Annotated in this window: 20 protein-coding genes; 16 read left to right on the top strand and 4 right to left on the bottom strand. The window is 64.4% G+C overall.

Going from position 1 to position 18,729, the window contains the following annotated elements:
* Positions 1-1,842 carry an ArnT family glycosyltransferase gene (locus tag J2W94_RS12730; protein ID WP_310093993.1) on the top strand — a complete coding sequence of 614 codons (1,842 nt, stop codon included), beginning with the start codon at positions 1-3 and terminating at the stop codon, positions 1,840-1,842.
* A 24-nt stretch (positions 1,843-1,866) separates the two neighbouring features.
* On the opposite strand, the gene J2W94_RS12725 is transcribed toward J2W94_RS12730, so the two are convergent.
* A complete protein-coding gene (locus J2W94_RS12725) occupies positions 1,867-2,439 on the bottom strand; it encodes a Maf family protein (protein ID WP_310093989.1) in 573 nt (190 codons plus the stop codon).
* 120 nt (positions 2,440-2,559) lie between these two features.
* On the opposite strand from J2W94_RS12725, the gene J2W94_RS12720 reads away from it, so the two are divergent.
* From J2W94_RS12720 to J2W94_RS12710, 3 genes are all read left to right on the top strand, one after another.
* Entirely contained in the window at positions 2,560-3,069 is a 510-nt protein-coding gene (locus tag J2W94_RS12720; RefSeq protein ID WP_310093986.1) for a YceD family protein, read from the top strand.
* 66 nt (positions 3,070-3,135) lie between these two features.
* On the top strand, positions 3,136-3,333 hold the full coding sequence (gene rpmF, locus J2W94_RS12715; protein WP_162312529.1) for a 50S ribosomal protein L32: 198 nt from the start codon (positions 3,136-3,138) through the stop codon (positions 3,331-3,333).
* Positions 3,334-3,422: 89 nt separating this feature from the next.
* The gene (locus J2W94_RS12710) at positions 3,423-4,418 is read left to right on the top strand and encodes a beta-ketoacyl-ACP synthase III (protein ID WP_310093983.1); all 996 of its coding nucleotides are present in this window, start codon (positions 3,423-3,425) and stop codon (positions 4,416-4,418) included.
* Between the two features lie 26 nt (positions 4,419-4,444).
* On the opposite strand, the gene J2W94_RS12705 is transcribed toward J2W94_RS12710, so the two are convergent.
* Entirely contained in the window at positions 4,445-4,597 is a 153-nt protein-coding gene (locus tag J2W94_RS12705) for a hypothetical protein (RefSeq protein ID WP_310093981.1), read from the bottom strand.
* A 174-nt stretch (positions 4,598-4,771) separates the two neighbouring features.
* Between J2W94_RS12705 and fabD the strand changes: the two genes are divergently transcribed.
* From fabD to J2W94_RS12660, 9 genes are all read left to right on the top strand, one after another.
* A complete protein-coding gene (fabD, locus tag J2W94_RS12700; RefSeq protein WP_310093978.1) occupies positions 4,772-5,734 on the top strand; it encodes an ACP S-malonyltransferase in 963 nt (320 codons plus the stop codon).
* The gene (gene fabG / locus J2W94_RS12695) at positions 5,731-6,480 is read left to right on the top strand and encodes a 3-oxoacyl-ACP reductase FabG (protein ID WP_310093976.1); all 750 of its coding nucleotides are present in this window, start codon (positions 5,731-5,733) and stop codon (positions 6,478-6,480) included. The genes fabD and fabG overlap by 4 nt, the downstream gene beginning before the upstream one ends.
* A gap of 113 nt (positions 6,481-6,593) precedes the next feature.
* On the top strand, positions 6,594-6,833 hold the full coding sequence (acpP, locus tag J2W94_RS12690; RefSeq protein WP_093279723.1) for an acyl carrier protein: 240 nt from the start codon (positions 6,594-6,596) through the stop codon (positions 6,831-6,833).
* Between the two features lie 106 nt (positions 6,834-6,939).
* Entirely contained in the window at positions 6,940-8,178 is a 1,239-nt protein-coding gene (gene fabF / locus J2W94_RS12685) for a beta-ketoacyl-ACP synthase II (protein ID WP_310093973.1), read from the top strand.
* A 112-nt stretch (positions 8,179-8,290) separates the two neighbouring features.
* A complete protein-coding gene (locus tag J2W94_RS12680) occupies positions 8,291-9,655 on the top strand; it encodes an aminodeoxychorismate synthase component I (RefSeq protein WP_310093971.1) in 1,365 nt (454 codons plus the stop codon).
* Between the two features lie 118 nt (positions 9,656-9,773).
* Positions 9,774-10,847: an endolytic transglycosylase MltG gene (gene mltG, locus J2W94_RS12675; protein ID WP_310093967.1), complete on the top strand. Its 1,074-nt coding sequence runs from the start codon at positions 9,774-9,776 to the stop codon at positions 10,845-10,847.
* The gene (gene tmk / locus J2W94_RS12670) at positions 10,844-11,491 is read left to right on the top strand and encodes a dTMP kinase (protein ID WP_310093965.1); all 648 of its coding nucleotides are present in this window, start codon (positions 10,844-10,846) and stop codon (positions 11,489-11,491) included. The genes mltG and tmk overlap by 4 nt, the downstream gene beginning before the upstream one ends.
* Positions 11,488-12,450 carry a DNA polymerase III subunit delta' gene (locus tag J2W94_RS12665; RefSeq protein ID WP_310093963.1) on the top strand — a complete coding sequence of 321 codons (963 nt, stop codon included), beginning with the start codon at positions 11,488-11,490 and terminating at the stop codon, positions 12,448-12,450. Before tmk ends, J2W94_RS12665 begins: the two co-directional genes overlap by 4 nt.
* The gene (locus tag J2W94_RS12660) at positions 12,447-12,806 is read left to right on the top strand and encodes a PilZ domain-containing protein (RefSeq protein WP_310093959.1); all 360 of its coding nucleotides are present in this window, start codon (positions 12,447-12,449) and stop codon (positions 12,804-12,806) included. The genes J2W94_RS12665 and J2W94_RS12660 overlap by 4 nt, the downstream gene beginning before the upstream one ends.
* Positions 12,807-12,954: 148 nt before the next feature.
* Here J2W94_RS12660 and J2W94_RS12655 read toward each other — a convergent pair whose 3' ends face one another.
* Positions 12,955-13,128 carry a hypothetical protein gene (locus J2W94_RS12655; RefSeq protein ID WP_310093957.1) on the bottom strand — a complete coding sequence of 58 codons (174 nt, stop codon included), beginning with the start codon at positions 13,126-13,128 and terminating at the stop codon, positions 12,955-12,957.
* A gap of 65 nt (positions 13,129-13,193) precedes the next feature.
* Positions 13,194-15,257 (bottom strand): 3-hydroxyacyl-CoA dehydrogenase NAD-binding domain-containing protein, encoded by a 2,064-nt coding sequence (locus J2W94_RS12650; RefSeq protein ID WP_310093953.1) that lies wholly within the window; start codon positions 15,255-15,257, stop codon positions 13,194-13,196.
* A gap of 231 nt (positions 15,258-15,488) precedes the next feature.
* Between J2W94_RS12650 and rpoE the strand changes: the two genes are divergently transcribed.
* The 3 genes from rpoE to J2W94_RS12635 all read left to right on the top strand — a co-directional run bounded on the left by rpoE (position 15,489) and on the right by J2W94_RS12635 (position 18,638).
* Positions 15,489-16,133, top strand: a complete 645-nt coding sequence (gene rpoE / locus J2W94_RS12645; RefSeq protein WP_310093950.1) for an RNA polymerase sigma factor RpoE — start codon at positions 15,489-15,491, stop codon at positions 16,131-16,133.
* Positions 16,130-16,999 (top strand): RseA family anti-sigma factor, encoded by an 870-nt coding sequence (locus J2W94_RS12640; protein ID WP_310093947.1) that lies wholly within the window; start codon positions 16,130-16,132, stop codon positions 16,997-16,999. Before rpoE ends, J2W94_RS12640 begins: the two co-directional genes overlap by 4 nt.
* A 100-nt stretch (positions 17,000-17,099) precedes the next feature.
* Positions 17,100-18,638, top strand: a complete 1,539-nt coding sequence (locus J2W94_RS12635) for a Do family serine endopeptidase (protein WP_310093945.1) — start codon at positions 17,100-17,102, stop codon at positions 18,636-18,638.
* Positions 18,639-18,729 lie beyond the last annotated feature (91 nt).

The raw sequence follows: 18,729 nt of genomic DNA, 5'->3' as shown, positions 1-18,729 counted from the left end.
ATGCAGGACGTGAAGCGCGCGCAACGTACCTTCCTGTTGCTGTGGACAGTGGTGACCGCGATCAAGCTTTTGATCGCCGCGCGCTTGCCGCTGTTCGTGGATGAGGCGTTCTACTGGCAGGAAGGCCAGCATTTCGCGGCCGCCTACTCCGATCTTCCTGGGCTGACCGCGTGGATGACCCGGCTGGGAACGGAGATCGGCGGCCAGCACGTGCTCGCCCTGCGTGCACCGTTCCTGTTGCTGGCGGCTCTGCTGCCTTGGCTGATCACCCATATCGCGAGCCGCTGGTTCGGCGAAGCGGTCGGTTGGCGTGCGGGAAGTCTGGTCGTACTGATGCCTTTGGCGGGCAGCCTGGGCATCCTGGCATTGCCGGACGTGCCGATGGCTTTCGCCACCGTGCTCTGCCTGGATGCCGGCGCCCGTCTGCTGCGCGAGATCGACGCCGCCTCCGCCGCCGAACTCGCGCTGGGCCTGACCATCGGCGCCTTGAGCCATTACCGTTTCATCGGCGTGATCGGTGTGGGCATGATCGCGTTGGCGTTGTTGCCGCAGGGCAGGCGCGTACTGCGCGATCCGCGTGTCTGGGTAGCGCTAGCGCTGGGCATCGCGGCGTGGGCGCCGTTGGTGGCATGGAACCTGGAAAACGCCGACGCCGGCCTGCGCTTCCAGCTGGTCGACCGCCATCCCTGGGCGTTCCAGTCCACCGGATGGTGGTTCCTGGTGGTGCAGGCGGGGCTGGTCACGCCGTTGCTGTTCTTCGCCTTGATCCAGGTATTCGTACGCTCGTTCCGGACAGGCGATGGAATGCCGGCGCAATGGCGCTACTTCGGGTTGTTGGGCGGTGTTTCCACCCTGGGTTTCTTCCTGCTGGGCTTTTTCGCCGATGTGGAACGGGTCAGTTTCCACTGGCCCTTGCCGGGCTATCTACCGCTGCTGATAGCGGTGCCCGCGTTGCTGCGCGAATGGCCGCGTGGTTTGCGTATCGCGACCTGGGTCTTGAGTGGAGCCGGACTGCTGATGGTGCTGGGGTATTACCTGGTACTGTCCACGCCGCAGTGGCGCGAGCAGTTCGCAGCGGAAAAGTTCTATCCGGCGAACTTCGCAGGCTGGGAAGAGCTGACGGCCGCCGTACGCGAAGAGCAGGCCAGGCTGGCGCCCGGGACCACCCTACTCGCCGACAACTTCAAGTCCGGCGCCGAGCTGGGATTCGCACTCGACAACGCACGCATCGCCGTGCTCGATCACCCGCTCAACCAGAAGCATGGGCGCGCGCCGCAACTGAGGTTATGGAAGCTGGAAAGCGACGGCAGCCGCAACGCACCCGCCCTGCTGGTGGTGGGAAGCGGCGATGTGCAATACAAATCGTTGCTGGAGTACTACCACCAGCTATGCAAAAAAGTAGGTCCGTTGCCGCCGCCGCGCGTGGTCAACGTGGACCATGGTCACCAGCGCTTCCTGCTGTTCGCCTTGCCCGCAGAAAAAAGCAAAGGGCCTTGCACGCTTCCTGCCTTCGCCTGGATCGATACGCCTGAGAGCAAGGCCTCGACCGGGAGAAAATTCCAAGTCGCAGGCTGGGCGTTCAAGGATGGCGTGGGCCTGAAGGGGGTGGAGATCCTGCTGGACGGCAAGCCGGTGGCCAAGGCGCGTTACGGGCTTCCCAGTGGCGGAACCGCCGCGTACTGGAAAATCTCTACCGATCCGTATCATCCGGCGGTCGGCTTCAGCGCCGCTGTCGACCTGACTGCGGCCAAGCCCGGCCGGCACTGGCTGGGGTTGCGATTGCACGGACGGGACGGCAGTGTGGAGGACTGGTCGGAGCAGCCCCTGGATCTGGCGGAATAACGGTCAGAGTCAGGACAAGAACCGTCAGGGCAACTCAAACCCGGCGTCGCGCAGCATTCTGGAGAGTGCGATCAGGGGCAGGCCGACCAGAGCCGTAGGGTCTTTCGACTCGATATGCTCGAACAGCGCAATGCCTAGGCCTTCGCTCTTGAAGCTGCCGGCGCAGTCGAACGGTTGCTCGGCATCGACATAGCGCTCGATCTCGTCGGCCCGTAGGTCGCGGAAGCGTACGCGAGTGGTATCCACGGCCTCCAGCGCCGGCTCATCTCCCCGCAGCAGGCAAATCGCGGTATGGAAGGCGATCTCCCGCCCGGACATCGCGCCGAGCTGGGCGAGGGCGTTTTCACGGGTTCCGGGCTTTCCCAGTGGTTGCGTGTCCAGCGCGGCCACCTGGTCGGAGCCGATGATCCAGGCATCGGGATGCTGATCGGTAATGGCCTTCGCCTTGGCCCAGGCAAGCCGCCGGGCCAGCGCTGGCGGGGCTTCCCCGGGCAAGGGGGCTTCGTCCACGTCGGGCCGGGCGATATGGAAGGGCAGCCGCAGCCGTTCCAGCAGTTCACGGCGATAGCGGGAGGTCGAGGCCAGGATCAGCGGCATGGGTGCATTCACAGTGGGGGGCGGGCATTCTGCCGGCGCCCGTCAGGACCGGCAAACCTGATCGTGGTTGCGTTTCCGGGTTTGACAGCTCGGCCCGGCATCCTTAATATTCAGCGGCTTATGTCCGTGAACGTGCCCGAGATGTTGGATGTTTGGCGCATGGTTGCGGCCAGGCGGAGTTTCGAAGGTCGGGTGCCGCTGTCTTCATTGGCGCGCGTGCGGGACCTGCTGTTCGATACCGAAGGCGAAGTCGATTTCGTCTTGCAGTTCGACAGCGACCCCTTGCTCAAGGTGGCTTACGCGGAGTTGCGGATCGATACGGCGTTGCCGCTGGAATGCCAGCGCAGCCTGCAGCGGTTCCTGCTTCCGGTACACATTGTGCAGCGTCTGGGGTTGATCCGGGACGAAGCCGACGAAGCGGCATTGCCGCCGGATTACGAAGCGCTGCTGGTGCCGGAAGACGGCACGCTGCGGCTGCTGGATCTGGTGGAGGACGAATTGGTGCTGGCCGTTCCCGCGGTGCCGATGAATCCGGAATCCGACGCGGTGGATCGCGAATGGCCCATTCCGGAAGAAGAATTGGCGAAGGCCAGCCCGTTCGCGGCGCTGGGTTCACTGAAGAAAAACTGACCTCCCGCAGGGCGGTCGGCAACATCAACAAATACGCAATACAGCGAATCAGTTCGGAGCAATACCATGGCAGTGCAGAAATCCCGCGTCACCCCGTCCCGTCGTGGCCAGCGTCGTTCGCACGACAGCCTGACCGCCAAGCAGCTGGCCACCGATCCGACCAGCGGCGAGACCCATATCCGTCACCATGTCACCGCTGACGGCTACTACCGCGGCAAGAAGGTCATCGCGACCAAGGCCGACGCCGTTTCCGACGAAGATTGATCCTGCCGCGCGCCCTCCCGGCGCGCGATGGTTGAAATCGGTGCGAATCAGAGGTCCCGGCCCGGCATGGGCCACCAGCAGGAGCGGGCATGAGCGAGCGTGATTCGAACGGGCGCGTGTATGCCCGTATCGCCGGTACAGGCAGTTATCTGCCCGAGAAACTGCTGACCAACGACGACCTGGCCAAAACGGTCGATACCAGCGACGAATGGATACGCAGCCGTACCGGCATCCGCGAGCGCCATATCGCCGCGGAAGGCGAAACCTCGGGCGATCTGGGCTATCACGCCGCGGTTCGCGCGCTGGAAGCCGCGGGCGTGGACGCGTCCGAGATCGACATGATCGTGGTCGGCACCACCACGCCCGACCTGATCTTCCCCTCCACCGCCTGCCTGATTCAGGCCCGCCTGGGCGCCAGTGGCTGCGCGGCGATGGACGTCAACGCGGCCTGTTCCGGTTTCGTCTATGCGCTCAGCGTGGCCGACAAGTTCATTCGCTCCGGCGACGTCAAGACCGCGCTGGTCATCGGTACCGAAACCCTCAGCCGTATCGTCGACTGGACCGAGCGCACCACCTGCGTGCTGTTCGGCGACGGCGCCGGCGCCGTGGTGCTCAAGGCCGACAGCGAGACCGGCATCCTCAGCACCCATCTGCATGCCGACGGAGCCAAAAAGGAACTGCTGTGGAATCCGGTCGGCGTTTCGGTCGGCTTCAAGACCGACGAGCCGAACTGCGGCGCCCGCATCAACATGAAGGGCAACGACGTCTTCAAGTACGCGGTCAAGGCGCTGGACAGCGTGGTCGACGAAACCCTCGAGGCCAACGGTCTGAACAAGCACGACCTGGACTGGCTGATCCCGCACCAGGCCAACCTGCGCATCATCGAAGCCACGGCCAAGCGTCTGGAAATGCCGATGGATCGCGTTGTCGTCACTGTCGACCGGCACGGCAACACTTCTTCCGGATCGGTGCCTCTGGCGCTGGACGAAGCGGTGCGTTCGGGTCGCGTGCAGCGCGGCCAGCTGCTGTTGCTGGAAGCCTTCGGCGGCGGCTTCACCTGGGGCTCGGCGCTGCTGCGCTACTGATTATTCGCGCTATTCGCGCCCCAGATTCAACCTTGGCGTTTGAAGAACTGCACCTCGCGCTCGTGCTTTTCCGCCGCCGCGCGCGTTTTGAATGTGCCTAGATTGCGGCGCTTGCCGGTGTCCGGATCCTTCTTGCGCGAATACAGGCGGAACTCGCCGGTAGCCAGTTTTCTGATCATTTCGCGTCCTCTCCCAGATCTTGCTGTGGAGCGATGGCAGCAGAGGCGAAGTAATCGCGCCGTGACGAATTCCCGCCAATCCGTGGAATATTCGCAGGCCGACGATACGCACCGGTACAGACGATGTGGACCGTTCGCCTTTATCATTCACGCCGAACTCAACGGGATTGACCAGTGACTCCACGACTTCAGGCAGACCCCACGCTGGCCTTCGTATTCCCGGGGCAGGGATCGCAATCGTTGGCGATGCTGGCCGAACTCGCGGAAATGCATTCCATCGTTCGTGAAACCTTCGTCGAAGCCTCCGATGGCGCCGGTGTGGATCTGTGGGCGTTGTCGCAGAGCGGTCCGGAGGAAATGCTCAACCGCACCGAATACACCCAACCCGCGCTGCTTGCGGCCGGCGTGGCGGTATGGCGCGCCTGGCAACAGCAGGGTGGGGCGGTTCCGGCATTGCTTGCCGGCCACAGCCTTGGCGAATATTCGGCGCTGGTCGCGGCCGGCGCGCTTTCGCTGCACGACGGCGCGCATTTGGTGCGTCTGCGCGGACAGCTGATGCAGGATGCCGCGCCCGCCGGCGTCGGCGCCATGGCCGCCGTGCTCGGCGCCAACGACGATCTTGTCGCCGAAGTCTGTGCGCAGGCTTCGGGCAGCCAGGTCGTGGTGCCCGCCAACTACAACTCGCCCGGGCAGATCGTGATCGGCGGCGATGCCGATGCGGTCGATCGCGCGATCGCGCTGTTGAACGAACGCGGCGTGCGCAAAGTGGTCAAGCTGGCGGTCAGCGTGCCGTCGCATACGCCGCTGATGCGCGAGGCCGCCAATCGTTTGGCCGAGGCCATGCGCGGCATGGCCTGGCACGCGCCCGCGTTGCCTGTCGTGCAGAATGTGGATGCGCAGGTGCATGACGGTATCGACGACATCCGCGATGCGCTGGTGCGCCAGCTCTATCTGCCGGTGCGCTGGACCGACTGCACCCTGGCATTGGCGGCGAAGGGCGCCGCACGCTTCGCCGAATGCGGGCCGGGCAAGGTGTTGACCGGCCTGATCAAACGTATCGACAAATCACTCGAATCAAGATCGCTGGCCACGCCCGGCGATTTTCAGTCCGCATTGGAAGAATGGAAGCAGGCATGAGCGACGCACAAACATTGAAGGGCGAAATCGTCCTGGTCACCGGCGCCAGCCGCGGCATCGGCGCGGCTATCGCAGACGAACTCGCCGCGCAGGGCGCGACGGTGATCGGTACCGCGACTTCCGAATCGGGAGCCCAGGCGATCGCCGAGCGCCTGGCCGCGCAGGGCGGACACGGCCGCGCATTGGATGTCACCGATGCGGCTGCGGTGGAAGCGCTGATCGACGCCATCGGCAAGGAATTCGGCGCTGTTTCCATCCTGGTCAACAACGCCGGCATCACCCGCGACAACCTGCTGATGCGGATGAAGGAAGAGGACTGGCAGGCGATCCTGGATACCAATCTTTCCAGCGTTTACCGCACGTCCAAGGCGGTCATGCGCGGCATGATGAAGGCGCGCAAGGGCCGCATCATCAACATCGCCTCGGTGATCGGCGTGACCGGCAACGCCGGGCAGGCCAACTACGCGGCGGCCAAGGCCGGCATCATCGCGTTCTCCAAATCGCTGGCCAAGGAAATCGGCAGCCGCGGCGTTACCGTCAACGTGGTCGCGCCGGGTTTCATCGACACCGATATGACCCGGGCCATGCCCGAGGAGGCCAAGACCGGGCTGATCGACCAGATCGCACTCGGCCGTCTGGGCGAACCTGCCGATATCGCGCGCGCGGTCGCCTTCCTGGCCGGGCCGTCGGCCAGCTACATCACCGGCGAAACCCTGCATGTGAACGGCGGCATGTATATGCCGTAGCACATTTGCCGCGTAAGTGTTTGATTAAATGGCGATTGCGGGGGTCTGCACCGGATCGCCGGTTTCCACTAAACTACTCCCCGTTCACTCAACTCCGTCTGGAGCCAAAACCAATGAGCAGCATCGAAGAACGCGTCAAGAAGATCGTCGTAGAACAGCTTGGCGTTAAAGAAGAAGAAGTCACCACCAGCGCATCGTTCGTCGATGACCTCGGCGCCGATTCGCTCGACACCGTCGAGCTGGTGATGGCGCTGGAAGAAGAGTTCGAGTGCGAAATCCCGGATGAAGACGCCGAGAAGATCACCTCGGTGCAGCAGGCCATCGACTACGTCAAGGCCCACGTCAAGGCGTGAGTTCGAAGTATCGATGAGTCGTGCCGGGGCCGCGCATGCGGCCCCGCGCATTTGTGGCGCCACAGTGCGCCAGCGTAGGGTGCAGGAAAAAGGTCAGAGGAACCGTATGAGCCAGCGTCGCGTAGTAGTCACGGGTATGGGCATGATTTCGCCCTTGGGCAACGATCTGGCCAGCAGCTGGGACGCCATCGTCAACAGCAGGTCGGGCCTGGGCCCGATCACTTCCTTCGATGCATCGCTGTTCACCACGCGCATCGCCGGTGAGATCCGCAATTTCGATCCGACCCTCTACATGTCGCCCAAGGACGTGAAGAAGATGGATGCGTTCATCCATTACGGCATCGCCGCGTCGCTGATGGCGATGGAAGATTCCGGCCTGGAGGTCACCGAGGAAAACGCCGAGCGTATCGGCGCGATCATCGGCGCCGGCATCGGCGGAATCCTCGGCATCGAGGAGCAGACCGCCAAATACATCGAAGGCGGTCCGCGCAAGATTTCGCCGTTCTACATCCCCAGCACCATCATCAACATGCTGCCGGGCCAGCTCAGCATCATGAAGGGCATCAAAGGGCCGAGCTTCTCGGCGGTGTCCGCTTGCGCCACTTCCAACCATTCCATCGGCATGGCCATGCGCATGATCCAGTACGGCGATGCCGACGTCATGATCGCCGGCGGCGCGGAGCGCGGTTCCTCGCCTACTTCCGTGGGCGGGTTCTGCTCCATGAAGGCCATGTCCACACGCAACGACGATCCCGCGGCGGCTTCGCGTCCGTGGGACCGGGACCGCGATGGTTTCGTTCTCGGCGACGGCGCCGGCATCCTGGTCATCGAGGAATACGAACACGCCAAGGCGCGCGGCGCGCGCATTTACTGCGAACTGGCCGGCTTCGGCGCCAGCTCCGATGCCTTCCACATGACCGCTCCCAGCGAGAACGGTGAAGGCCCGGCGCGCTGCATGGCGATGGCGATGAAAGACGCCAAGATCAATCCCGACCAGGTCGAGTACCTTAACGCACACGGCACCTCCACGCCGTTGGGCGATCTGGCCGAGACGCTGGCGATGAAGCGCGCATTCGGCGACCACGCCTACAAGACCATGGTCAGCTCCACCAAATCGATGACCGGCCATCTGCTCGGCGCCGCTGGCGGCGTGGAAGCGATCTTCTCGGTGCTGGCGATCGACCGCGGCGTGATTCCGCCGACCATCAATCTGGAAAACCCGGGCGAGGGCTGCGATCTGGATTACGTGCCCAATGTGGCGCGCGAGAAGAAGATCGATGTGGCGATGTCGAACGGCTTCGGCTTCGGCGGTACCAACGGCACGCTGGTGTTCAAGCGGATTTGATTATTGCTCGTCATTCCCGCGAAGGCGGGAACCCAGCGACTTGGCTGTTGCTGTCATGCTTTGAGAGCGAAAGTCACTGGCTTCCCGCCTTCGCGGGAATGACGAGCGAAATGTGATCGAATCCCGCGCACTGCCTCCCGACACCGATCTGCTCGCCCTGCATCGACAAGCGCCTTCGCGCTATCCGATGCTGCTCGAGTCGGTCGCTTCGGGCACCGCGCAGGGACGCTGGGATCTGCTGCTGGCCACTGCTGGCAGTGGTCTGCGGCTCGACGCGCAGGGACGGACCAGTACGCTCGACGGACAGCAGGTCGAAGGCGACTTCCTCGCTGCGCTCGACAACGACTGGCAAGCCAGCCGCATTCCGCGCGAAGAGCCGCGCTGGCCGTTTCGCGGCGGTTGGGCTTTGTTGCTGAATTACGAGCTGGCCGGGCAGGTCGAGCCGGTACTGGCGCTTCCGAAAGGCGCCGCCGCAGTTCCGGTCGCGCTGGCGCTGCGTTGCCCCGCCGCGGTTCTCCGCGATCGCGCCAGCGGCGAATGCGCGGCCCTGGCAGAAACCGGTGCGACGGCGCTGCTGGATCTCATTGCCGATGATGTCTCCGCCTCCCGACTCCAGCCTGCGTTGCCCGCGTGGCACGGCCCATCGGAGACCGTAGAGGACGAGCCGCAACGTTTCTTGGAGGGCGTGCAGCGCATCCTGCAATATCTTGCCGCTGGCGACATCTTCCAAGTCAACTTGTCGCGGGCCTGGCGCGCACGCTTCGAACAAGCGCTCGATCCGGCGGCGCTCTATGCGCGCCTGCGCACGGCTAATCCCGCCCCCTTCGCCGGATTGTTCACAGCAGGCGACTGGGCGGTGGCCAGTTCATCGCCGGAACGTCTGGTCTCGATCCGCGGCGACGTGGTCGAAACCAGGCCCATCGCCGGCACGCGGCCACGCTTCGAAGGCGATGACGATGCCGAGCGCATCCGCGAACTGGTCGGGCACCCGAAGGAGCGTGCCGAGCACGTGATGCTGATCGACCTGGAGCGCAACGACCTTGGCCGCGTCTGCGAACCCGGCAGCGTGCAGGTAGATGAACTGATGACGGTGGAAAGCTACGCCCACGTGCACCACATCGTCAGCAACGTGCGTGGACGGCTGCGCCGCGAAACGACGCCGGGCGATGTCATCCGCGCCACCTTCCCGGGCGGCACCATCACAGGCTGTCCCAAGGTGCGCTGCATGCAGATCATCGCTGAACTGGAAGGCGAGGCGCGTGGCGCTTATACCGGTGCGTTCGGCTGGTTGAATCGCGACGGCGACCTGGATCTGAATATCCTGATCCGAAGCGCGGAGATATTCTCCTCCGCATCCGGCGGCGCCGATGTCGTATTCCGCACGGGGGCGGGCATCGTCGCCGATTCGGTTCCCGAGCGCGAGCTGGACGAGACCCGCGCCAAGGCCCGCGGTGTGCTGAAGGCCTTGGGCATGTAGCAACGCCCATCGGTGCCGGCTTTCGGTGCCCATCCGGAGAGCTCGCGCCATGGGGCGCTCCTACATCAGGCGGCAGGCAAGGTATCCTGCAGCACGTACACCAGAATCGAGGGAAACCGTGTCCCCAGGATCCAAGCGCGGCTGCCGCTTCGTTCTTATCGTCCTTTTCCTGCTGTTGGCCATCGCCGCCGCCTGCGGTGCCTGGCTATGGCAGCGATATACCGGCTTCAGCGACCAGTCCATCGCCGGATTGCAGGCGGGCGACAGTGTGGTGGTCGCTTCCGGCGATTCATTCCCAAGCGTCCTGCGCAAGCTGCGCGCGGCCGGCGTGGAACAGGGTAGCGACCTGGAATGGCGCGTCCTGGCGCGGCGCCTGCAGGTGGCCAGCAGCCTGAAGGTGGGCGAGTACGCGCTGGACCCCGGCATCACCCCGCGCGACCTGTTGCTCAACATGCGCGACGGCAAAGTCATCAACTACCGCATCACCATCGTGGAGGGCTGGAACATCCGCCAGTTGCGTGCGGCGATCAACGCGGCCACCCCGCTGCTGCATGAGACCAATCAGCTAGACGACGCTGCGCTGATGAAACTCCTGGGCCATCCTGGCCAGCACCCCGAAGGCCGTTTTCTGCCGGAGACCTACGTTTATTCGCGCGGCGATAGCGACGTGGACGTGCTCAAGCGCGCTTATGAAGCCATGGAGAAGGCACTGGCGGAAGTGTGGAAGACGCGCGCCAGCGAATTGCCGCTCAAGTCGCCTGAGGAGGCGCTGATCCTGGCCTCGATCATCGAGAAGGAAACCGGACTGGCCTCCGAGCGTCCGCAGATCGCCGGCGTGTTCGCGCGCCGGCTCAAGCTCGGCATGAAGTTGCAGACCGACCCCACCGTGATCTACGGCATCGGCAGCGGTTACGACGGCAACATCCGCCGCCGCGATCTGCTCACCGATACGCCCTACAACACCTATACCCGTACTGGCCTGACTCCCACGCCGATCGCCATGCCGGGCCTGGATGCGTTGCGCGCGGCGGTCAATCCGGCGCCGGGCGACGCGCTGTTCTTCGTCGCCCTGGGCAATGGCAGCGGCAGCCACATCTTCACGGCCACGCTGGGCGAGCACAACGCCGCCGTCGCCCGATATCTGCAACAGTTGCGTCGTCCGCCGCTGCCGGAAGAAGAGCCGCTGCAATGACCGAAGCCCTGCTGAAACATCCGCGTCTGATCAGCCTGGAAGGCGGCGAAGGCGCCGGCAAGACCAGCGCCCTCATCGCGATCCGCGACTTGTTGCAGTCGCGCGGGCATGAAGTGGTGCTGACCCGCGAGCCGGGCGGCACGCCGCTGGCCGAGCGCATCCGCGAGTTGCTGTTGAGCCCGCAGGAAGAAACGCTGGCACCGGAAACGGAACTGCTGCTGATGTTCGCCTCGCGCGCCCAGCACGTACGCGAAGTGATACGCCCGGCGCTGCAGCGCGGCGCGTTCGTGGTCAGTGATCGTTTCACCGATTCCAGCTATGCCTACCAGGCGGACGGCCGCGGCCTGGATCGTGCGTTGGTGGAAGAGCTGGAGCGCAAGGTAGTCAGGCTCAAGCCCGGCCTGACCCTGCTGCTGGATCTGGATGTGCGGGAAGGCCGCGCCCGCGCCAACGGCCGCGATCTGTGGCCCGATCGCATCGAAAGCGAACAGGACGATTTCTTCGAGCGCGTGCGCGAAGGGTTCCGCAAGCGCGCCTCGGCCGAGCCCGAAAGGTTCCGCGTGATCGATGCCAGCCAGTCGCCGGTTCAAGTGGGCGCGGCGGTTTCCGCTGCGGTCGTGCGATGGCTGGAAAACGCGGCATGAGCGCTTCGTTTTCTCCTTGGCAACAGCGGGCCTACGACCATGCCGTGACCGCGTTGGAAGCCGGTCGCCTTGGCCACGGATTGCTGATCTGCGGGCCTGAGGGCCTGGGCAAGCGCGCGGTAGCGGATCGCCTGGCCCAACATGTGCTGGGCGGTCGCGACGCCGCGACGCAGACGCGCAGCGCGCAGCTGATCTCCGCGGGCACCCACCCCGATCTGCACCTGGTGTCCTTCGGCCTGACCAAGGACGGCAGCAAGCTGCGCACGGAAATCGTGATCGACCAGATGCGCGAACTGTCGCAGAAGCTTTCGTTGACGCCGCAGTACGGCGTGGCGCAGGTGGCGATCGTGGATCCGGCTGATGCGATCAACCGCGCCGCCTGCAACGCGTTGCTGAAGACGCTGGAAGAACCTGCCGAAGGTCGCTACCTGTGGCTGATCAGCGCCCAGCCCGCGCGCCTGCCGGCGACTATCCGTAGCCGTTGCCAACGGCTGGAATTCAAGTTGCCGCCGCATGAAGAGGCGCTGGCCTGGCTGGGCGCCCAAGGACATTCCAGCAAGGACGCGAAAGAGGCGCTCGAAGCTGCGCGGGGCCATCCCGGCCTGGCGGACGGCTGGCTGCGCGAAGGCGGCCTGACTCTGCGCAAGGCCGTGGCGAGCGATCTGGACAAGCTCGAGCGCGGCGAGATAGCGGTGATCGAAACCGCCCAGCGCTGGTCCTCCGATGAGCATGCCAGTCTGCGTCTGAGCCATGCCGCCGACCTGGTGCTGGCGCAGGCCGGGGAGGCCGGCTTGACCGATCCGGCCCGATTGCACAAGCTGGCGACGTGGTTCGATGCCGCCAACCGCACCCGCGACCTGTTGCGTACGACCGTTCGTGGCGACCTTGCGTTGGTGGATTTGCTCTTGGCTTGGCGCGGTACGGACCGCGCCAGGGTCGCCAAAGGAGAACGGGAATGAATGCAGTGGCAGGCGGTGGACGGCAGGGCATTCTTTCGCTCGCGGTCAAAGACAAGGCGCAGCTCTACAACGCTTATATCCCGTACGTGAAGAACGGCGGCATCTTCGTGCCCACACCGAAGCGCTACTTCCTGGGCGACGAAGTCTTCCTGTTGCTGACGCTACCCGATTCCAGCGAACGCCTGCCGGTCGCGGGCAAGGTGATCTGGGTGACCCCGGTAGGCGCGCAGGGCGCCCGCACCGCCGGCATCGGCGTGCAGTTCGCCGATACCAACGAAGGCGAAGCGATAAAGGGCAAGATCGAGACGTTGTTGGCCGGCACGCTCAACGCGGACAAACCCACCCACACGATGTAGGGTCTGTTCGCTTCGATAAAAAAAGCCCGGCATTGTCGGGCTTTTTCGTAGCCGGTAGGTCGGGGTTACGTCCCCGACGCGAGGAAATTGAAGCCAATCGCATGTCGGCCGCGTAGGGCCGACCTACCTAGACGCATTTGACAGCGCGCTAGAGCCCCTTGAACAGGTTTCCCAGCAACAGCGTCACCAGTCCCGCGCACAGAATCCAGAACGCGTATCCAGCCAGCGCCGGGATATAGCCCATCCGGGCCGCTACGCCGAGGCCGCCAAGCAAAAGGGAAAGGAAGAACATGCCCGTGGTCGGGGCGCTGAGATTGAACATGCAATGGATCCGTCTAGTGGGATGGAAATTATAAAAGCAGAGCGCCGCAACCGACGCTCGCCCAATCAGACGGTGGGGCCGCGCAGCGTTGGCGAATCCCAGCCCGGTCGCGGCGCGAAGCGATCGCCATAGCGGCCCTGCAGCACCTTGAGTTTCTCGATCAGCGAATCCGCCCCGGTGGCCTTGATGTATTCGATGGGGCCGCCGCGGAACGGCGCGAAGCCGGTGCCGAAGATCACACCCGCGTCCAGCAGGTCGGAATCGCTGACCACGCCGTCGTGCAGGCAGGCGACGGCTTCATTGAGCAACGGCAGCAGCAGACGGTCCTCCAGGTCGGAAGGCATTTGATAGTCCTTCGCCACTTCCGGTTTCACCGCCTTGCCGTTTTCCCACTTGTAGAGACCCTGACCGTCCTTCTTGCCGCGCTTGCCCGCCTCAGGCGGTGCGGACAGTGCGGCGGGAATCGGCAGGCCCAGGAAAGGAGCCAGCTCCTTGCCGACACCGGAAGCCACGTCCAGCCCCACCGTATCGATCAGTTCGATCGGTCCCATCGGCATGCCGAACTTCACCGCGGCTTTGTCGATCACCGGTCCCGGAATGCCCTCGGAATAAGCGGTCACCGCTTCCAGCATATAAGGGAACAACACGCGGTTGACCAAGAAGCCTGGGGTGCCGGCCACCGGCACGGCCAGCTTATCGATCGCTTTGCAGAAAGCGGCCAGGCGTTTCTCGGTTTCGAGAGCCATGCCGTCGTGGCGGATGATTTCCACCAGCGGCATCTGCGCGACTGGATTGAAGTAGTGCAGGCCTGCGAATTGCGCGGGGCGCTGGATATGTTCGCGCAACTCGGTCAGCGGAATGGACGAGGTGTTGGTGGTCAGCAAGGCGTCGGCTTGCAGCTGCGGTTCGATGGTCTGGTACAGCTCGCGTTTGGCTTCCGGATTTTCGATGATCGCCTCGATCACCAGATCCGCATCCGCCACCCCCGCGCCGGTCAGATCGCTTTTCAGCCGCGCCGCCACTTCCGGTCGCTTGGCGTCGTCCTTCACGCGCTTGAACAGTTCCGTCGCACGGGTCAGTGCGCCATCGATGAAGCGTTGTTCGCGGTCCTGCAGGGTGACCTCGAAGCCCTTGTAGGCAGACCAGGCTGCGATGTCGCCGCCCATCACGCCTGCACCGACCACATGCACGCGCTTGATCCCATGATCCTTGCCGCCTTGGCCCTTGAGGCGTTCCTGCAGGAAGAAGATCCGCACCAGGTTGCGGGCGGTCGGCGTACTCGCCAGCTTGACCACGCCGCGACGTTCCGCATCCAGGCGCGCCTGGATGCCGCTGCCGCCACTGCGTTTCCAGGTGTCGATCAGCGTATAGGGGGCGGGGTAGTGCTCCTTGCGCGCTTTGCGCGCCACCTGCTTGGCCATCTGCGGCGCCAGAACCTGCCGCGCCAGCCAGGTATTGGTGATCCAACCGAGGAAACGCTGCTTGAACGGGCGCTGCGTTCCCTTCTGCGCCAGCGCGACCGCGGCGTCCAGCAGCAGCGCGGGGTCCACCACTTTGTCGACCAGACCCATTGCGCGGGCCGCCGGTGCCGACACCGTACGCCCCGTGAGCATCAGATCCATCGCCGCTGGCGCGCCGATGAGTCGCGGAAGACGCGCGCTGCCGCCCCAGCCGGGGAAGATGCCCAGCATCACTTCCGGCAAGCCGATGCGGGTGGAAGGGTCGCTGGAAGCCACCCGGTAACGGCAAGCCAGCGAAATTTCGGTGCCGCCGCCCATGCAATGGCCGTGGATGGCCGAGACGGTGGGGCAGGGCAATTCCGCCAGCTTCTGGAACACGGCCTGGCCGCGACGGATCGCGTCGTTGACGATGCCCTTGCGGTCGAACTCCTGGAATTCCTTCAGGTCCGCGCCCGCGATGAAGCCAGCCGGCTTGGCCGAACGGATCACCACACCCTTCGGTGGATCGATGGCGATGCGTTCGATCAGGTCGCCCAGTTCGATCAGCACGTCCTGCGACAGCGCATTGACCGGCGCACCCTGACGATCAAGGCTGAGCACCACGATGCCGTCCTCGCGCGACTCCGTCTGCCAGTGACTGAATCGGAGCCCATCGAAGCTTGCTGCCATGATCAAACCATCCGTTCGCGTATGGGTAAGACGACTATCATCCCGAGGTTGTTTAACCCACGTCAAATCCCCACTGATAGAAAGGGACATGACCGGCGGCATGGGCATGAACTTGGCGTTTAAGGTTAAATCCTTGATAAGGAAGCCGTTTAAGTCGGCTTCTGAACTTTTTTCCGCAATAGCGGTCACAGTGCTCGGTCATCAGCCGAGCCGACAGGAGTGCGGCCCGGCATGGCCGATGTGGATACACAAACAGATAAGGAAAGCACTCCACCACAGGAGTTGGACCTCGAGCTAGTCAGGCGTGTCCAGCGTGGCGACAGTGCGGCGTTCGATCTGCTGGTGCGCAAATACCAACATCGGATAGTCGCCTTGATCGGACGCTACATCCACGATTGGAGCGAGTGCCAGGACGTCGCCCAGGACACCTTCATGCGCGCCTACCGCGCAATCGGGAATTTCCGCGGCGATGCGCAGTTCTATACGTGGTTACATCGGATCGCAGTGAATACAGCCAAGAACCATCTCGTCGCCCACAACCGCCGCCCGCCGACCGATGACGTCGACGCCAGCGATGCCGAGCAGTACGACACAGGCAGCCGTTTGCGCGACACCGATACGCCGGAGCGGGAACTGATGCGCCAGGAGCTGGAGCGCACGGTAATGAAGGCGGTGGACGCCTTGCCGGAAGAACTGCGTACCGCCATCACCTTGCGCGAAGTGGAAGGACTGAGTTACGAGGAAATCGCGCAGAAAATGGATTGCCCCATCGGCACGGTGCGCTCGCGCATCTTCCGCGCCCGCGAAGCCATCGATGTCGAACTTCGGCCTCTGGTCGATTCCGAAAGCGCCACCCGGGAGCGTGCCCGCACATGACTACCGACAAAATCGACAACCATTATTTCCAACAGCTGTCCGCGCTGATGGACGGCGACCTGCCGCCCGATCAGGCGCGCTTCCTGCTGCGCCGCATGGAACACGACACCGAATTGACCGGCTGCTGGGAGCGCTGGCAGTTGTGCGGCGATGCGCTGCGCGGGCAAGCGCAGGCACCGGCCCCCGCCGGTTTCGCCGAGCGCATCGCCTTGGCCATAGCGGCCGAGCCCATGCGTTCCGCAGCGAACTCCAACTCGCCACGAACCCGTAGCAATCTCGCCCGCTGGGGCGGCGGTGCGCTGGCGGCGTCGGTAGCGGCCATCGCGCTGTTCATGGTGCGCCAGCAGGTTCCCGATGAAGCTCCTTCGCAGACGGCGCCCACGGTAGCCAATCAGTCCCCGACCATTGCACCGCCGTCCGCTGCTTCGCCCGACCCTGCGCTGCAGACAGCGGCTACCGTCACCGCAGCCAGTGTCGCGGTGGCCAGCGTTCCCCGCCGCCAGAACGAGGCGCGACGCAGCGCCACCCGCAGTCAGCAAGCCGCTCGCAACGCCGCTGCGGTGCGCAATGCGCCGGAGCGCGCGGTGGCCGCGGCTTCGGTTCCCGTGATCAATGCGCTGGCCAAGGCGCCGGCCAGCACTGGCGCCAACGATCCCCGCGATTCTTTCTCGAACGTGCAGATCAACACTCCGACTGCCCGTCCGTGGCCGCGTGCGGTGCTGCCGCAATATTCGTCCGGCAGTGGCGCGTTCAATGCCGACTACTCGACCGACCGCGCCGCGCAGACGTTCTATCCCTTCGAGCCTCGCTTGCCAGTCAATCCACCAGTCATCGCGCCCGAACCCACTGCGCCGCGCGATCGCTGAAGCGGGTTGTCGGCCACCGAGTCGACGGCAAGCGCGAGCGAAGTGACTGCCGACCTACGATTTGCCACCCACCACCAATACCTATCGAGGCATGCGTTCGATGAATTCCAGTGTCCGTAATAGCCTGTTCGGCCTGTTGATCCTCACCACTCCGCTGGCGGCTTGCGCCCAACAACCGTCCGCCGCGCCGAAGGGCGTCGCGCCCGCCGCGGTCAGCTCCATCGCCCAGAGCGGCGCGCCGCAGATCGTTACCGGACTTCCGGATTTCACCCAGCTGGTGGAGCAGGTGGGTCCGGGCGTGGTGAACATCGAAGCCAAGGTCGGCACGCGTCAGGTCGCGAACGAGCAACAGACGCCGGACGAGGAAGACATTCCGGAAATCTTCCGCCGTTTCTTCGGTCCGGGCATGCCTGGACCACAGGGACCGCAACAGCCGCAGCGCCGCGGTACGTCGATGGGCAGCGGCTTCATCATTTCGCCGGATGGTTATGTGCTCACCAATCACCATGTAGTGGATGGTGCCGACGAAGTTACGGTGAAGCTTTCCGATCGCCGCTCGTTCAAAGCCAAGGTCGTTGGTAGCGACGAAGCCTATGACGTCGCTTTGCTGAAGATCGAAGCCTCGGGCCTTCCTTCCTTGCGGCTGGGGGATTCCAACACGCTCAAGCCCGGTCAGTGGGTAGTCGCGATCGGTTCCCCGTTCGGGCTGGACCATTCGGTGACCGCCGGCGTAGTTAGCGCGACCAGCCGCATGAATCCTTTCGCCAATCAACAGTACGTGCAGTTCATCCAGACCGACGTCGCCATCAACCAAGGAAATTCCGGCGGTCCGCTTCTGAATACGCGAGGTGAGGTGGTGGGCATCAACTCGCAAATCTTTTCCGCATCCGGCGGCTACATGGGCATCAGTTTCGCGATACCGATCGATCTGGCGGTCAGCGCCGCCGAACAGCTGAAGAAAACCGGCAAGGTAAGCCGGTCGATGCTGGGCGTGAACATGCAGGCTGAAATCACCGATGCGGAAGCGAAAGGCCTGAATCTGCCCGATACGCGAGGTGCGTTGGTGGCCGGTGTGCAGGAAGGAAGCGGCGCGGCGAAGGCTGGCATCGAACCGGGCGATGTCATCACCGCCTTCAACGGGCAGAAGATCAACAGCCGAGAAGAGCTCCCGCCGCTGGTGGGTCCGCTGCCGGCCGGTAGCAAGGCCACCATCACCGTCATCCGCAACGGCAAGCCCCGCGACTTCACGGTAACTCTGTCGGAGCTCGATACCGGCGCTCTGGCGGCACGCAGCGACGACGATGCCGACAATGCGGACGCGCCAGCTACGCCGGCCTCGGACCAGCTCGGAGTGCAGGTAGCCAACCTCGACGCTCCGACCCGGCAGCGACTGGGCCTCAAGCCGGGCGAGGGAGTGCGCGTTGCCGGGGTCAGCCGTCAGCTGGCGATGGACGATCCGCGTCTTCGTCCCGGTCTGATCATCCTGCAGGTGGGCCGGACCCCGGTGGGAAGCGCGGCCGAGTTCGCCCGCGCCACGGCCGGAGCCAAGAAAGGCGATGTGGTCATGCTGCTGGCGCGCGACCCATCGCCGGGCGGCGGCAGTCAGTTCCTCGCGATCACCGTGGGCGGAGCAGGCTGAACCTGATCCGCAGGCCCCGCTCCTCCGGTCCGTAGCCGGCGGGCGGGGCGGCTGCCGTGCGATAATGCGCCGTTATTCTTCCTGACGGCCC

Source organism: Pseudoxanthomonas sacheonensis (assembly GCF_031455975.1).
Taxonomy (GTDB): Bacteria; Pseudomonadota; Gammaproteobacteria; order Xanthomonadales; family Xanthomonadaceae; genus Pseudoxanthomonas_A; species Pseudoxanthomonas_A sacheonensis_A.
Note: the sequence above shows the minus strand (reverse complement) of the source record. Positions and strands in the feature narration are given on the sequence as shown.

Coding starts and splice junctions, on each gene's coding strand:
- acpP (WP_093279723.1), top strand. CDS start 6,594: ATGAGCAGCATCGAAGAACGCGTCAAGAAGATCGTCGTAGAACAGCTT.
- J2W94_RS12650 (WP_310093953.1), bottom strand. CDS start 15,257: ATGGCAGCAAGCTTCGATGGGCTCCGATTCAGTCACTGGCAGACGGAG.
- J2W94_RS12640 (WP_310093947.1), top strand. CDS start 16,130: ATGACTACCGACAAAATCGACAACCATTATTTCCAACAGCTGTCCGCG.
- J2W94_RS12705 (WP_310093981.1), bottom strand. CDS start 4,597: ATGATCAGAAAACTGGCTACCGGCGAGTTCCGCCTGTATTCGCGCAAG.
- J2W94_RS12725 (WP_310093989.1), bottom strand. CDS start 2,439: ATGCCGCTGATCCTGGCCTCGACCTCCCGCTATCGCCGTGAACTGCTG.
- rpoE (WP_310093950.1), top strand. CDS start 15,489: ATGGCCGATGTGGATACACAAACAGATAAGGAAAGCACTCCACCACAG.
- fabG (WP_310093976.1), top strand. CDS start 5,731: ATGAGCGACGCACAAACATTGAAGGGCGAAATCGTCCTGGTCACCGGC.
- J2W94_RS12720 (WP_310093986.1), top strand. CDS start 2,560: ATGTCCGTGAACGTGCCCGAGATGTTGGATGTTTGGCGCATGGTTGCG.
- J2W94_RS12730 (WP_310093993.1), top strand. CDS start 1: ATGCAGGACGTGAAGCGCGCGCAACGTACCTTCCTGTTGCTGTGGACA.
- fabF (WP_310093973.1), top strand. CDS start 6,940: ATGAGCCAGCGTCGCGTAGTAGTCACGGGTATGGGCATGATTTCGCCC.
- J2W94_RS12665 (WP_310093963.1), top strand. CDS start 11,488: ATGAGCGCTTCGTTTTCTCCTTGGCAACAGCGGGCCTACGACCATGCC.
- J2W94_RS12635 (WP_310093945.1), top strand. CDS start 17,100: ATGAATTCCAGTGTCCGTAATAGCCTGTTCGGCCTGTTGATCCTCACC.
- J2W94_RS12660 (WP_310093959.1), top strand. CDS start 12,447: ATGAATGCAGTGGCAGGCGGTGGACGGCAGGGCATTCTTTCGCTCGCG.
- rpmF (WP_162312529.1), top strand. CDS start 3,136: ATGGCAGTGCAGAAATCCCGCGTCACCCCGTCCCGTCGTGGCCAGCGT.
- tmk (WP_310093965.1), top strand. CDS start 10,844: ATGACCGAAGCCCTGCTGAAACATCCGCGTCTGATCAGCCTGGAAGGC.
- J2W94_RS12655 (WP_310093957.1), bottom strand. CDS start 13,128: ATGTTCAATCTCAGCGCCCCGACCACGGGCATGTTCTTCCTTTCCCTT.
- J2W94_RS12710 (WP_310093983.1), top strand. CDS start 3,423: ATGAGCGAGCGTGATTCGAACGGGCGCGTGTATGCCCGTATCGCCGGT.